Annotated in this window: 12 protein-coding genes; 4 read left to right on the plus strand and 8 right to left on the minus strand. The window is 39.1% G+C overall.

Annotated elements, in window-relative coordinates:
• Nucleotides 1–3 precede the first annotated feature (3 nt).
• Nucleotides 4–237: a hypothetical protein gene (locus tag EHQ58_RS02760; protein WP_135621818.1), complete on the minus strand. Its 234-nt coding sequence runs from the start codon at nucleotides 235–237 to the stop codon at nucleotides 4–6.
• 182 nt (nucleotides 238–419) lie between these two features.
• A complete protein-coding gene (locus EHQ58_RS02765; RefSeq protein WP_135621819.1) occupies nucleotides 420–2,009 on the minus strand; it encodes a 7TM diverse intracellular signaling domain-containing protein in 1,590 nt (529 codons plus the stop codon).
• Nucleotides 2,010–2,147: 138 nt separating this feature from the next.
• Here EHQ58_RS02765 and EHQ58_RS02770 point away from each other — a divergent pair, with 138 nt between their 5' ends.
• Entirely contained in the window at nucleotides 2,148–2,633 is a 486-nt protein-coding gene (locus EHQ58_RS02770; protein ID WP_167883513.1) for an Ig domain-containing protein, read from the plus strand.
• 52 nt (nucleotides 2,634–2,685) lie between these two features.
• The gene (locus EHQ58_RS02775; protein ID WP_135621821.1) at nucleotides 2,686–3,642 is read left to right on the plus strand and encodes an Lcl domain-containing protein; all 957 of its coding nucleotides are present in this window, start codon (nucleotides 2,686–2,688) and stop codon (nucleotides 3,640–3,642) included.
• 83 nt (nucleotides 3,643–3,725) lie between these two features.
• Here EHQ58_RS02775 and EHQ58_RS02780 read toward each other — a convergent pair whose 3' ends face one another.
• Both EHQ58_RS02780 and EHQ58_RS02785 read right to left on the minus strand, forming a co-directional pair.
• Nucleotides 3,726–4,124 (minus strand): hypothetical protein, encoded by a 399-nt coding sequence (locus tag EHQ58_RS02780; protein ID WP_167883514.1) that lies wholly within the window; start codon nucleotides 4,122–4,124, stop codon nucleotides 3,726–3,728.
• Between the two features lie 113 nt (nucleotides 4,125–4,237).
• Nucleotides 4,238–5,140 carry an adenylate/guanylate cyclase domain-containing protein gene (locus EHQ58_RS02785; protein ID WP_135621823.1) on the minus strand — a complete coding sequence of 301 codons (903 nt, stop codon included), beginning with the start codon at nucleotides 5,138–5,140 and terminating at the stop codon, nucleotides 4,238–4,240.
• Between the two features lie 167 nt (nucleotides 5,141–5,307).
• On the opposite strand from EHQ58_RS02785, the gene EHQ58_RS02790 reads away from it, so the two are divergent.
• Nucleotides 5,308–5,766, plus strand: coding sequence for a DUF1801 domain-containing protein (locus EHQ58_RS02790; protein ID WP_135622119.1), 459 nt, complete (start codon nucleotides 5,308–5,310; stop codon nucleotides 5,764–5,766).
• 28 nt (nucleotides 5,767–5,794) lie between these two features.
• Here the strand turns inward: EHQ58_RS02790 and EHQ58_RS02795 are convergent, their stop codons facing one another.
• Nucleotides 5,795–7,744, minus strand: coding sequence for a hybrid sensor histidine kinase/response regulator (locus EHQ58_RS02795; protein ID WP_135621824.1), 1,950 nt, complete (start codon nucleotides 7,742–7,744; stop codon nucleotides 5,795–5,797).
• A gap of 366 nt (nucleotides 7,745–8,110) precedes the next feature.
• Between EHQ58_RS02795 and EHQ58_RS02800 the strand changes: the two genes are divergently transcribed.
• Nucleotides 8,111–9,661, plus strand: coding sequence for an LA_3751/LA_3752 family putative glycosyltransferase (locus EHQ58_RS02800; RefSeq protein WP_135621825.1), 1,551 nt, complete (start codon nucleotides 8,111–8,113; stop codon nucleotides 9,659–9,661).
• A 16-nt stretch (nucleotides 9,662–9,677) separates the two neighbouring features.
• Here the strand turns inward: EHQ58_RS02800 and EHQ58_RS02805 are convergent, their stop codons facing one another.
• Genes EHQ58_RS02805 through EHQ58_RS02815 form a run of 3 tightly spaced genes read right to left on the minus strand, consistent with a single transcriptional unit; the run spans nucleotide 9,678 to nucleotide 14,326 of the window.
• Nucleotides 9,678–11,852: an ABC transporter substrate-binding protein gene (locus tag EHQ58_RS02805; RefSeq protein ID WP_135621826.1), complete on the minus strand. Its 2,175-nt coding sequence runs from the start codon at nucleotides 11,850–11,852 to the stop codon at nucleotides 9,678–9,680.
• Nucleotides 11,821–13,221: an MBOAT family O-acyltransferase gene (locus EHQ58_RS02810; protein ID WP_135621827.1), complete on the minus strand. Its 1,401-nt coding sequence runs from the start codon at nucleotides 13,219–13,221 to the stop codon at nucleotides 11,821–11,823. The genes EHQ58_RS02805 and EHQ58_RS02810 overlap by 32 nt, the downstream gene beginning before the upstream one ends.
• Complete coding sequence (locus EHQ58_RS02815; protein ID WP_135621828.1) at nucleotides 13,211–14,326, minus strand: SGNH/GDSL hydrolase family protein; 1,116 nt, start codon at nucleotides 14,324–14,326, stop codon at nucleotides 13,211–13,213. The genes EHQ58_RS02810 and EHQ58_RS02815 overlap by 11 nt, the downstream gene beginning before the upstream one ends.
• Between the last annotated feature and the right edge of the window lie 79 nt (nucleotides 14,327–14,405).

Here is a 14,405-nt window from a genome sequence, read left to right on the forward strand (position 1 = left end):
ATGTTACCCCTTTTTTAGTGCGAGATAACCAGATGCTACAAGCCCAATTAGACTTGCAGGGGTTAGCTGGATCTCGACCTTAACTATGTAAAGCTCCAAAGAGGCAGGTGTGGTAAACAAGAACTTGGAGAGGTAAGTCATGCCAAGAAGTCGATCTAAAACGACTCCTGCCACAGCTCCCGCCATCAGTCCCAAAAAAAGCACCAAAAGAAGGTTCCCAATCTGGGTTTTGTTCATCAAACAAGCACCTTTGCTAAGCTTCCAGACCAGAATTTTGGTTTTGGGCGGCTTGTCAAGGGGAATGGGGGGCCTGTTCCGGCTCTACGCTCCAATCTTTCGCTAGGGCGAAAGGATTTCCGCTTCGATCCGGGGCGGACTGAATTCGATAAAGACCTATACCATCAAATCTTCCTTGCATCCTAAAGAGTCACTTGCGAATCGGGTTTGCCTTTTCTAAATTCAATCGGAGTCATTCCCATGGTCTTTTTGAATTCATGATTAAACGCAGACTTGGAGCCGAAACCTGTTGCGAAAGCAATCGAAAGGATCGACATCTGAGGATTGTTTTGTAAGAGTTCCTTTGCGTCTTGCAATCTATACGAATTTAAATAAGCGCGAAAACTGATTCCAATCTTTGAATTGATCAGCTCGGAAGTTTGCTGAAGATTTAGTCCAATGGCGAGGGAAGTTTTTTCCAGATCGAGCTTTTCATCCAAATAAGGTTTTGATTGGCGCATCCATTGTTCCAATCGGGTTAAAGATTCACCGGTGTCCACGAAACCCAGTTTTGATTTCGTATAACGGGAATCTTGCGGCCGGTTTACCGTCAGAAGTCGCTGTAGAATTTCGTTTCTTTCGCCTGCCAAGGTTTGGTATTTTTGAAGAAGGTTGAATAAAAGAAAGAATAGGTCTAACGGAAATATAAAGACGGATCCGTAGATTACTGGTAAAGAATAAGGAATGATTCCGAGATAATAAAAAATGGAACTATAACCTGCGCACATATAAGTGCCCCAACTAAGTAAAAAAAACTGAATTCGTTTCTCCCCTTTTAGATAAATCCGTATGCCAGTGATGAGAATCAACGGGATCGATACCATGTAGATGATACTTATAATTCGAGAAAAGATCGTATTTGATTCCGTAAATAAAATAAAAAAGGAAGAAACAATTCCCACAATTCCAAGAACCATTAGAATCTTATCCGTGAAAGGTGTTCTTGTTTTTGTTTCCAAAAACATTCTAACAAATTGAAATGATGCCGCAATCCCAATTGCGAGGAAAAACAAAATGGATCTGCTTTGCCACCAGATCGCGTCCGGCCAAAAACTATGGAATGAATTTCCAAACTGACCATTATACCATAAAGTCGTTGTTAGAACATAAACCGTGTAAAAGAAAAATTCATACAGTCGGAAAGCCATTAGATAGAACATGCTTACAATAAACATGACCGCGCAAAACCCGAGAATGAGCCAGGTGATGGATGTTTCTAAAATGATCTTGTGTAGGAAGGTCTTTTTATCCATGGATCGTATGGGAAAAGACATCATCGATTTGGATTTCAGACAGATGTAAAGGAAACCTTCCCCTTTTTCGGAAGGTATCTGGAAACTTGGGTCCAAAGCTTCTGGCAAAGCCCAAAGGGATTTAGGGAAAGTATCCCCCGTTTGAAAGGACTGGTAGAAATTTCCGTTTTGCGGATAATACAAAATACCGCTGTCCAGTGCTTTCCATTCCAAGGCGATGATTCTTCCCGACGAAAATGCTGCATCAGAAACGGGAGCCCGTAGCCAAATCACATCCTTTGTGAAATTGAAAGAGAGCGCATCCGCAGATATTTTTTTCCAATCCTTCTCGGTTTTGATTTTCGCCAAGGACAGGTTATGTGTGGAATCTCTAACATATTCGAATCTATTTGTGATATTCAGTTCATCCTTTTCTGTGTTCGAGCAGGCTAAAACGGCAGATAATATAAGAGCAAAGGATAAATATCGAACCGATTCCATTGTAAATCAAATTCCGATTTTCTTAAAAAGTTACAAGCTAAATTCCAAAAATGAGTGCCTAAATATAGATTAGGACGACGAGACTTTCCATATCGGTTATGCTTCTCCTGAATGGAGAAAATTCGAATATATCGTTTTTTGAGTGATTTGAAAAATACTAGCTTCGTATTTTTCGTTCTCCTATTTTTTGTTTCCTCCTGCCAACCTCTAAATTTTTCCAATTCTGGAGATTTTAATAGTCCAGAATTTTATAAAAGCCAATTGATGGGATGTTTGCTAAAAAGTGTTAGCTGCACTGACAATCAAAATGAAAGTCAAGGTCAAGGTCAAAGTCAAAATGAAAATCAAAATGAACCGACCGAGAATCAACCAAACAACACGACTGGATCTGCACCAAATATAAATTATTCCGAAGCATTATATCCGCTATTCAGAAATTTTTCAATTTCTACTATCACGCCTACTGTGACAGGAACTGTGACGTCCTGTAGCTCAAATCCTGCTTTGCCCTCGGGCCTTTCGCTTCATCCGACATCCTGCACGATCACGGGAACACCGACCACCGACCACCCTTCAGTCTGCCACTTCGTATGCCATCACAGCAACAAATCAGTTTGGCTTTGAGACAAAGAGCATAAGTATAGCTGTCACGAATTTGGTCGTATCTCAAGTGTATATGAGTCTACTTCCAGGAAACTATAATAGCAATCAAAATGTGACTCTTACCAGTGGAACATCAGGAGCGACAATTTATTATACTACTGACGGAACAACTCCAAAAACATCTGTTAGCGGTTCGACCTCTATGTATTCCTCGGCAATCAGTGTCACAGTAAGCCAAACCATTCACGCGATCGCAGTGAAGTCAGGTTATGCGAATTCTACCGTTGGCTCTGCTACCTACACCATCAATGGAACAGGAGCATATTCGGTAGGTGGGTGGGTGAGCGGGCTGCAAGGAATGCTGAGCTTACAAAATACCTATAATGATGACTCTCTCACTTTATCTGGCAATGGACCGTTTCATTTCGGTAAACCGCTCGCCAATGGCGTGTCGTTTACCGTGACCATCCCTACCACTTCCGGGCAATCTTGTCGGGTGGATGTGGACGATGGAGGGGTGAACAAAGGAGGTACCCTTTCTGGCAACTATTTGACTGTCTCTGTCGTCTGTGATGGGGATATCATTGCGGCATCCTCAAAAACAAATTATACATCTACAACGGTTTCGGGAGGTTATTTGGTAACAGACAATGATACTGGTTTGATCTGGAAAAAATGCGCTCAGGAAATGACCGATCCTAGCTGTACCTTCGTGGGCGGGGGATTGAGCTGGATCAGCCATGGCATTTCCTGTTACCAATTGAATAATGGAACAGGCTATGGAGGAAGAAAGGACTGGCGTTTACCGACCGTGAACGAACTCGCAAGTCTTATGACCTCAGGCAATCCGTCCATCAATACCACTTACTTTGGTACTCCTTATGGCGGAGCTTTTTTTAGAGCGGCAACTACAGACGGAGGGAACTCAGTAAATGCATACGGCTTTGCTACAAGTGGTGGATCCATGTATTCGAATTTGATAAAAAGTGGATTCAACAACCGCTGGACGGATTGTGTTGCCGGACCTTGATCGCAAAGCCTAGAGAGAGATTTTGATTCTCAGCCCGATTGTGCAACGAGGCTGAAACACTCGATACGAAATGCGAATCAGTTCTACCAGAGGTTTCTGATGCGGCAAGCCACGTAAGGAGCAATGACTAAAAAAGCCATGCCGAGTGCCAATAGCCTTCCTTTAAATAGATTAAAATCATTGAAGAGCCATTTCCAAGTGAACCCAAAAGCAAAGCGTCCTACAGAAAGCTCAAATACCATCATGCATACAAACCAAAGGAGGCCAATATAAAACGCATCACCTGCGTTTTGCGGTCCAATCCAAAGAATTGTAAAATACGAAATGATAAAAATCAAAAACGAACCTGTAAAAACCGCAATTTGGCGGGAGCGTAAATCCCCGACTCTAGGCGTGAGTAACTTCGCCCTTAAAATCCCATGAACCATCTCTACGAGTGCGATGCAAATCCAAACAGCGAAACCTCTCAGATACATTTCCATCTTCTACAAACCTCTGGTTAGAATTTATATCTTACGTTATGATCAAAAAGTACTACATGTCCTAAAATCACAGCAAATTCGATTTTTGAAACTCTTTTTTCAATTTAGATTGCTTAATTGCACATAACCTCTCGCAGACGATAGTGGCCAGATTTCCCTTTGAGCTTTGCCTGGAACGTCCGTCCATATTGAAACTGCCCGCTCAGATGTTCTTTGACTTCTTCTGAAATCAAAATATAGGCTTTGGCTTTTTTTGTAGCCGTTTCAATCCGACTCGCCTGATTTACGTTATCTCCAATCGCCGTGACCTGATGTTTTTCGGGGTGTCCTATCTCTCCAAGGATCACCTCTCCGAAATGAATGCCAATACCGATTTTAAATTCTTCTCCGAAAAATTGTTGTTTGAGATATTCGTTTAACGTGGACAATTCACGCTGCATAGCAATGGCAGTGGTGACTGCATCGTGACAGATTTTTTTCGGATCAGTTTCATTCAAACCGAAGAGACACATCATTCCATCGCCCATAAACTTATCAATGTACCCGTGATTCTTAAGAACGGTGTCTCCCACTTTTTTAAAATACCGATTCAAGATATGGACAACATCATAGGCAAGGTTTCTTTCTGAAAAGTTAGTAAAACCTCGAATATCGCTAAACAGAATGGCAACCTTTCGTTCGCTACCTCGTTCCACTCCTCTCTCACCATATGCCGTCTCAATATCATCACGATCGATCACCAAACGACGAATTTTGATATCTCCATAGACTTTTGTCTGACAGGCCAAACGAATCTCGCTTGGAAATCCTTTTGCTTCCGCAAGTGTTTTTTCCTCCGTTGTTCGCGGACCCAAATTTTCTTCCCCACTGAGGACAAGAACGCGGCAGGTCGAGCAACGAGCATGTCCCCCGCATTCATGGGTATGATTCTTACTTGAAGAAAGAGCAATCGCTAGAATCGTATCTCCGCTCTCGGAACTTTCGATCGTACATTCATTTAAATATTCAATTTTCATGGTATAGGGTTTCCCTTTAGACAAATTCCCAGATGCAAATGCATCGCTCCGTTCTGCTTTTTATCCTGACTCTCTTTGAGCTTCACGGTTTATGACGGAGAAACTTCCAGCAAATCCTTAGAAATTATCATTGATCTTTAGATATGGACAAGCCAAATCATTGGATTATGAAATCAGATGCCCAAAGTCCAGAGTCTTATGTAGATTCTCTCCCTGATGATAGAAAAGTTGCGATCAGTAAACTGCGTAAAATCATACTAAAAAATTTAAAACCTGGTTTTAGTGAGATGATGAATTATGGCATGATAGGATACGTTGTTCCCCATAAATTATATCCATCCGGTTATCATTGTGATCCTAAGCTTCCTTTACCATTCCTGAACATTGCCTCCCAAAAGAATTTCATCGCATTGTATCACATGGGTATTTACGCCGATGAAAAACTCATGGAATGGTTTGTCACAGAATATAAAAAGCTTGGTTTACCGAAACTGGACATGGGAAAGAGCTGTATCAGATTCAAAAAGCCAGACCAAATCCCTTACGAGTTGATAGGCTCTTTATGCAATAAAATGTCAGCGAAGGAATGGATTACATTGTATGAAAAAAAAATTAAGAAAGGTTGATTCGTCTTCACTTTACCAGGATTAATTTTTAAACTTGAACAGTATCCTTTATCAGATATAAATGAATCATTTTTTCAAAATCTGCTCTTACGGCTGGTTTACTAATATAGTCATTCATACCAGCAGCGATGCATCGATCTTTTTCACCTAACACGGTACCTGCCGTTACTGCAATGATCGGAATTTCTCTTGCTACAGGTAATTCGCGAATGCGTTTCACAGCCTCATATCCATTGACAATCGGCATTTGAATGTCCATGAATACCATATCTGCCTTTCCGGTTTGAAAGAATGCTATCGCCTCAGCTCCATTCACTGCCTCATGAAGACTTGCATTTGGTAAAACTTTTCTCAGAATCGCTTTTACGAGCTTCATATTTACGTTGTTATCTTCCGCGATCAATATTGAATAATTCGCTTCGTTTATAAGTGGCTTTTTCAAAAGCTTCTCGATATTTCCTTGTATGGGTTTAAAATCAAGAAGTGAAAAGTTAAATGTTTTCAAAACCAAATCGAAATAAAAATCAGAGCCTTTTCCTACCTCACTATTCAATTCGATTTTACTATTCATGTATCCGAGAATCCGATTTGAAATCGAAAGTCCAAGACCTGTTCCACCGTATTTACGGGTCGTCGAAAAATCCTCTTGCGTAAAGGCATCGAATATTTTTTTCTGATTTTCTTTTGCGATTCCAATCCCTGTGTCTTGGATCGAAATCCTAATTTTCTTTAGCTGATCATCTTGATCCTCGACAATGCTAATTGAAAATTCGATTTTACCTTTTTCTGTAAACTTGATCGCATTGCTTAGTAGATTGATGACGACTTGCTTAAAACGGATCGGGTCAATGAAAACATAATCGGGAAGTTCGGGTACAATATTCAATCTTAGTTTTATATGTTTTTGACTAGCCTGGAAACTTACGATATTGAGCACCTCATCAGCAAGGTCGCCAAGACTCGTATTTTCAGGTTCTAACTCTAATTTGCCGGCTTCAATTTTTGAAAAGTCTAGGATATCTGTAATTATATCTAATAGAGCATTGGCACTATATTGGATCGATCGCATATAGTCTCTCTGAGAATGGTCAAGACTCGTCTTTAATAAAAGATCGGTAAATCCAATGATGCCATTGATGGGCGTGCGAATCTCATGACTCATGTTTGCGAGAAAATCGGATTTAGCGACATTCGCCTGTTCAGCTAACTTCTTCGCACGAATTTGTTCTTCGTGCACAAATTTATACTCTTTATTGTTTCGTGCGATAAAACAAATTCCTTCAACGATTCCATGCGGATCAAAAATAGGAGTCATCGTAACGATCACATCAATCATTTCTCCATTCTTTGTTTGCTTGGAGGTTTCATATTTTCCTATACTATCTCCCCAAAAACATCTTTGTGTGACCAATGCTTCCTCGTGTCTTTTTTCCACGGGGATGAGTAGATTCGCAGATTGGCCTAAAATTTCATAATTCGCATAACCAAAGAGAGACTCAGCACTTTGATTCCATATGATGATTTTACTATTTTTATCCACTGCATAAACGGCATCGGTTGTACAATTCAATAGGGAGCTGAGTTTATGTTCGGTAATGTATGGGCGAACGAGGAATAGGAGGAAAGATTTTTCGAAATTGTCTGTAAAACGAATCCCCGTTGCTTCCATCTCGAGCATGCCACTTCCATGTACGCGAAAAAAGACGCGCTTCCAGCTCTCGTTCAAATTCATTCCTGCATAAAAGTCAAGTTGTGGCAAAACGATCTCAGTAAGCATTTCAGGGAGTTGTACTAAACTATCGTTTTGGAGGAGTCCAAGCGTATCCAATAACTGAGGTGCAACGTAGACTCCGGCTAATGAGTGAGCCTCTTGGATCCAAAAGCCCGCCTTGCCTTCTTTTAGAATCAACTCCAGGATTTCATCTGAAGAATTCGTTAATATATTGAGTAAGATGCGGTGTTTGCTGGAATTTAGCATTTAATCTAAGATCGGTTGAAAGTGATATCGATCCATAACACGTATCATAGTTTCTAACAGATTCCCAGGCAAGCAAATTTCCTTGCGGTCTTTGGGACCGAATCAGTCAAAAAAAATTACAAGATGAAATAAATCCAAACCTTCTTATTTAATCTAGAAGATCTCAAAATTTAACTCCTTCAGGCTTTCCATTAGGAGTCGAAGGTTGATCCAATATCACTAATAAAATTTATCACTTGTTTGTTTTTATTTCGAACAAATAAATTTCTTCAAATACCCTCGATAAAAAGGCAAACAAAAGCGAATTCTTTTCTATCAATTTTAGATTGCAATTTCCTCCGTTTTTTTTGAAACTCGAATCAATCTATGGAATCAACTGTTCAGAAACTTACGACATTCTCCAAAAAAAACATAATCCCTATACTTTATATCTTGATAACTTTCTCGTTAATTTTTTCTTATAATAAAAAATATTTAGGCCTATCGCAAGACCAAATATTTAAATTCATACAAGTCACTGACTTAATAAAGAACGAGTACCAATCGTTTGAAAGATTTATTCCGAATCCTGAAATTGATCCAAACTTTACGCATAAAATCTATGATCCTCCGTTTGAACATGTCATAAATAAAAAAGTCTTCTCGGTATTTCCTTGGCTTTGGACTTTAATCAACGCTCCCTTTTATCAATTTCTTCCATATCCTGGACTTCTGCTTTTATCGTTTTTGTTCGGGTTCCTATCCTTAATTTTCTTTCGGAAGCTACTGCTCGAATTCGATTTTTCACCGACAGTTGTGTATCATTCCCAGTTATTTTACCTTTTATCTACACCTTTGGTTGTTTATTCCTCTTGGTATTACGAGGCCACACTCTGCTCTTTTCTATTATACTTTACGATCTACCAAGCTCTCAAGGCTTTCAAACCAGCCACAAATGCCAAGACAACATGGTTGGTCGTCGGAATTTTCACTGGTTTGCATTTGTTTCTTAGGGTCGAAACTGGTTTTTTTAGCGGACTTATTATTTCTATGCTTCTACTTTTCCGATGGAGATCATTGCCCGTCAAACAAGTATTATACTTTTTGTCTGGAGTGATCTTTACTTTTGTTTTATTTTTTTATTCCAACAAATTGATTTATGGAATCTATGAACCTTTGATTGTTTATGATGTCATCGAGCATACATTTGGATTCCGCTTTGAAAATTTGATTGGGTATTTATTTTTGTATCGATATTCCTTGGCTGTGTACTTCCCTGCTTCTTTTTTGTCCCTATTCTATTTGAAAAATTTGTTTAAAAATTCTGAAGAACAAGGAGATCAGTTAGCACTTTTTTCTGCTGTATGGCTCTTTATTCTGACGATTCCCTTTGTTGCGGCCCAAGAACAAGGCATTGATCTGACTCCGAGATATCTTTTCCCTGCGATTCCACTTTTGGCTACTTTTGTCTTTCGACAATTACAGATTTGGAAGCAAATAAATTGGAAGTTCTATGTAGTAACAGGGTATTCAGGCATCTTCATTTTGTTATTTTCAATCCTTGCAATTTGGGGAAGTCGTGAATCCACAAAAATCATCACTCAAATTGCCCCACACTTGGCTTCCGAAAACATCACATCATCAAAATACATTAACAATTTTGCATATGGTATGCCCGACAAAACTTTTTACCTTTGTGAAACGAAAGAGGAAATTATAAACTTTTACAATTCACTTAAACAACACGGATCTCAAGCTAGAATGATCATCACAAAAATTGAAAACCCAGAAAAGTTTAGTGGAGATAAAAATCATTTTGGCTACCAAATCCTGATACAATCCTTCAAAAAGTTTCAAGAGATTGAAACGATCCCGAACAAACGGATCATTTTTGAAAACAAAAACTTTTACATATTTGAATTCACGAACCAACCATAGACCTGCCTTTTTGAACTTAATGGTTCGATGGCTCTGAAGAAGGAGAAAATGCGGGTAGGTAAACATAGAATGCAGTGCGTCCTGGTTTACTTTCAAATTCAATCCTACCTCTCAGGTTTAAGATGATCTTTTTACAGATATCTAAACCTAACCCAAGACCTGCAGCGTCAGTCTTTGAAGTAAAGAAAGGATCGAAAATTTTTGGTTGTATGGATTCTGGAATGCCAACGCCTGAATCAATAAATGTTACTTTTATAAAATCTGCCTCATCTTCTACTTTAATTTCTATCGAACCTTCATTGGACATGGCATGTAAACTATTGTTTATTAAGTTTACCCACACTTGATTCAAACTGTCGCGATTGCCGAGACATTTTCGAGACGTTGTAAAATTTTTGGAAATCGTCACTTGATTATGTATATTATAATAATATAGATATAATATGTTTTCAATCTCATGAACGACATCAATCTGTGATTCACCACTCTTTGAATCCTGATCAGATACCAAATAATTCTTTAATGCTTTTACAACGTGTGTCGCTTTTTCAGTTGCGACCGAGATAATGGAACACGATCTGTTTGCATTCGCGATAAACTTGGCAAGTTGCAAGAGTTCGATAGATTTTTTACTTTCTAAAATGGAGCGAACTTTTTCTTCTTCGAGGCGATAAGCTCCAGATTCTATAACGAGCGCTATATGTTCGCCAGAAATATTCATTTTTAATGCGTCTGAAAATTTGGACGCAAGCTCTTTCTTTAAGGCTCGCTCTTGTTTCCCATCGATAAAATGACTTTCATCTCGCAGACTTTCTTTCAGTAAAACTTCTAGCAGTCGAAAATCATTCTCTTCAAATTTAGAAAGTGATTCAATCATCACTCTTAAATCGGCTTTAAGAAAGGTTGCGATCGAATGATTAGAAGAAACGATCGCTCCTAATGGAGTGTTTAATTCGTGCGCCATTCCTGCAGCGAGCTTTCCGATCGTGGCAAGTTTTTCTGAGTTGATTAACCTGCCTTGTGCTTCTGTTAAATCATTCAAAGTAGTCTTTAAAGATTGATTGATCTCTCTTAACTCGTCTGTTCGCTGTGCCACCTCTTTTTCTAAGTTTTCAGAATATCGTCGATTCCAGCGCTGTCTCAGTAGTATCCAAACCAGTACTACTAAGATACAGAGGGCAGCTACCGACCTAATGATGATGGTATAGTTTGGCTGTGGATTGGGATTATAAATAAAGCTGTCTAAGTCAAGATTCTTCGGAAGCATACCAAATTCAGAATAGATATCTGCAATATGTTTCCATCTTCCTGGATTCATATACCCGATTTCGACAAGGATCGGTTGGATCAAGGGAACCATTTGTTCTGCTTCGTACAATAGTCTTTCTTTAGATAAACTACCGTTATATTTAGAGAGTATGAGGTCGGCAATTTCCTCTTTATGATTCATCGCATACTGCCATCCGCGTAAACTTGCCTCCCGAAAGTTCTTTACTCTTTCAGGGTTCGATTCTAACTCAAATTGGCTCGTGAATAGATTATCTCCGTAAAAATCTATACCTGCCATACGCGGAGAAAAGGTTAAAAAGGGAACCTTCGCTTTCTCCAAATCATACGTCTGTGATGTTGAATATCCATCGAGTGCATCGACTTTTCCATTACCCAATTCCTCAAACTTAAAGCTATGTTCAAGCTGAATAAAGTCTGATGATTTGATGCCTTCTTTTTTCAAGTAAGCAAGGATTTCATAGACTCTGGGCGAGAGCATGACTTTTTTTCCCGCAATGTCATGAATGCTCTGTGTGGAGCTGATTTTGCGAAGATACAAAACAGACGGTGAATGTTGAAAGATAACGGCAATGACAACGATCGGCGTGCCTGCATGCCACTGCAAGAGAACTTCATTTGTTCCCACGCCATACCTTCCCGCTTCAGCGGTGACTTGCTGATGCAACCCCTCGACTCCTTTCCGACTTTCAATGATGTCTACATCCAATCCAACGTCTTTATAGTAACCCTTTTCCAAGGCCGCATAATATCCCGCAAATTGGAATTGATGGGTCCACTTTAAGTATAGCTCAATTTTATCTGTCGCAAAGAGATCACCTCCAGAACATAAGAAAAGGGTAACTGAGTAGGCAACCAGACTGGAAAAGAATTTAGAACGCAAAGTATATGAAACTTTTAGCATCTTTTACACCAAAACAAAGTAGTAATATAAAGTTAACCAAGATAAAAATGGAAAAACTTTTATAATTCGATAGCATCTTTTTGATTTTATATTTTTCAAATATTTGGGCAGTAATAAATAATAAAAGGATCAGTTTCGAATAATTTCCGAATAGAATTGGAAGCCCGTTTGGCTCGGAAACTAATAGCATTTTCTTAATCATGAGAAAGGCATTAGCCATCGAATCCCCTCGGAAGAAAGGGATACTTATGGCAATACAAAAGAGTGTGAAAATGCGGCAAATTGCCAGGTAAATAACACCTCCTTTCCTATTTAAATAATCTCTAAGACCTGTTTTTGCATACTGTCTTTCAGAGATCAGCATCACTGAATGCCAAATCCCCCACACAAGGAAATGGATGCCTGCGCCATGCCATATCCCACCAAACAAGAAGGTGATGAAAATATTTCTACAGACAAGCCATTCAGAACCTCGCGATCCACCAAGAGGTATGAAAATATAATCACGGATCCAGGATGTAAAAGAAATATGCCACCTAGACCAATGTTCGCTGATGCTTGTGACATTAAATGGAAAATAAAAATTTGGATCAAATTGAAATCCAAAAAGACGCGCGACACCAATGGCAATGTCTGTGTAGCCAGAGAAATCGAAATAGATCTGCCACATGAACGCAAATATTGCGATCCAAGTATCAATGGCACTTGCGCCCGCAGAATTTTGGAAAACAGCATCTACGCAGACCGCGAGGTTATCAGCAAAAACTACTTTTTTTGTAAAACCTATAAGAATTTGTGCAAAGGATTCCCGCATAACGGCAAGATCCACGGGCAGACGATTCTCTAAATCTCGAAAGAAGGTCGTGGCACGCACAATGGGTCCCGCAACGAGTTGAGGGAAAAAGGAAACATATAAGGAAAATTCTAAGAATGATTTCCTAGCAGGAAGGATACCACGGTATACATCAATCGTATAACTCATTGACTGGAAGGTATAAAAGGAAATCCCCACAGGCAAAATGATATTATACACCGGAAACCTAAAGTCCGTGATCCCTATGTCATTCCAAATACCTAAAAAGAAGTTTGTATATTTAAAGTAAGCCAGAAATCCAATATTTACCACGAGAGAAAGCGTAAGAAATAATTTACGTTTCGGATCCTCTATTTCCAATTTGGAAATTGAAATCGCTGCATAATAATCGATTACGATTGAAAACAAAAGCAGGCCAAGAAAATAATAATTCCAAGCCATATAGAAGTAAAAACTGGCAAATAGAAGAAGGATCGATTGCCTTTTCCCCGCGTATTGGTAGACCACCCAAACGACGGGAAAGAAAAAAAGAAAATGTATTGAATTAAATAGCATGCTTTAGTAGGGAATCAGCAAGGGCATCCGTGAAAATTTCCATCCCCTTTTCATTTAAATGAATCAAATCATAATAATATGCTTCATTATTTATAGAGGGGATCACATTCGATAAATCAAATTTCTGATTGATCATAGAGGCACTAAATTCCTTTTCCCAAAATTCGCGCCGAAGGTCGTTATCCTTTAGATCCAAATGATGGTTCACTGGAGGGTATACATTAATGATTTTAATCTTTTGGTCAGCGATGAATTTATAAAAATTGGAAAGCCGAAGCTTAAATAAGTCAGTTAGTTCATTGGCTTCGAGAGTAAACTTTGTTTCGTCCACCAATTTACAAGTTTTATGAAGAGCGTCCAGATGATGTCTGTCAGATCCTTCAGGTATGGAAGTTCCTGGTATTGTTTTCACCAAACACTCAGTAACGGAACTAAATTGATAAGGCGAGAGAGATTGTTTATATTCATTTGTATATATATAATGGTTACCTTTATCTCTTTTAATCTCTTTACAAAACTCTTTCCATCTTTTCTCGGGTTTTAAGATTAAATCAGCAATGTCATGGCGGTATGCAACCCACCTAACAAAAAGATAAATATAATCTTTCCACGAGACAACGTATCTGTCCTCATCCAATTTGGAAAGCGTTTCCCATCTATTTAATTCCGTGACCATTGCTAGACTCGAATCAATTAAGGTTCGCCTATCGACCCAGGGTAGGTGCATCTCGTTCACATGGATGATGTATTTAAGATCAGGGTTCGCTTTTAAAAATTTTCGTAACGCTAATTCTTGTACAATCAGTTCGGAACCTGGAATGGCAATGGATTGGGCGATGAGTCCTTTTGATTTGATTTTTTCATTCAATCGTTTGGCCGAGATGCCTTCGTAGGCAATGGAGGTTCCAATGATAAGAATGTTTGGTTTAAGTATCGGGATGGATTTCACTGCCGAGTCTGTGATGCGATTTACACTCTGGGCATAGGAAGTTTTCTTCTGGAAAGGCTTATAGCAACCGATCTGCATGAAAATTTCCGTTAGCAAGATAAATGAAAGAGCGAAAAGGAAGGATTTATCCTTTAGAAAATCTTTAAGTGCATCCATTGGTCAGGCGTAAAGAATCCAAATCGGGGACAAGTTGTAAAGGAATTTATAATATCGAACTCTAGAAAAAGAAGTTGTG

The sequence above is a fragment of the Leptospira ognonensis genome, from assembly GCF_004770745.1.
GTDB classification, from domain to species: Bacteria; Spirochaetota; Leptospiria; order Leptospirales; family Leptospiraceae; genus Leptospira_A; species Leptospira_A ognonensis.

Coding starts and splice junctions, on each gene's coding strand:
- EHQ58_RS02760 (WP_135621818.1), bottom strand. CDS start 237: ATGAACAAAACCCAGATTGGGAACCTTCTTTTGGTGCTTTTTTTGGGA.
- EHQ58_RS02765 (WP_135621819.1), bottom strand. CDS start 2,009: ATGGAATCGGTTCGATATTTATCCTTTGCTCTTATATTATCTGCCGTT.
- EHQ58_RS02775 (WP_135621821.1), top strand. CDS start 2,686: ATGAGTCTACTTCCAGGAAACTATAATAGCAATCAAAATGTGACTCTT.
- EHQ58_RS02780 (WP_167883514.1), bottom strand. CDS start 4,124: ATGGAAATGTATCTGAGAGGTTTCGCTGTTTGGATTTGCATCGCACTC.
- EHQ58_RS02785 (WP_135621823.1), bottom strand. CDS start 5,140: ATGAAAATTGAATATTTAAATGAATGTACGATCGAAAGTTCCGAGAGC.
- EHQ58_RS02790 (WP_135622119.1), top strand. CDS start 5,308: ATGAAATCAGATGCCCAAAGTCCAGAGTCTTATGTAGATTCTCTCCCT.
- EHQ58_RS02795 (WP_135621824.1), bottom strand. CDS start 7,744: ATGCTAAATTCCAGCAAACACCGCATCTTACTCAATATATTAACGAAT.
- EHQ58_RS02800 (WP_135621825.1), top strand. CDS start 8,111: ATGGAATCAACTGTTCAGAAACTTACGACATTCTCCAAAAAAAACATA.
- EHQ58_RS02805 (WP_135621826.1), bottom strand. CDS start 11,852: ATGCTAAAAGTTTCATATACTTTGCGTTCTAAATTCTTTTCCAGTCTG.
- EHQ58_RS02810 (WP_135621827.1), bottom strand. CDS start 13,221: ATGCTATTTAATTCAATACATTTTCTTTTTTTCTTTCCCGTCGTTTGG.
- EHQ58_RS02815 (WP_135621828.1), bottom strand. CDS start 14,326: ATGGATGCACTTAAAGATTTTCTAAAGGATAAATCCTTCCTTTTCGCT.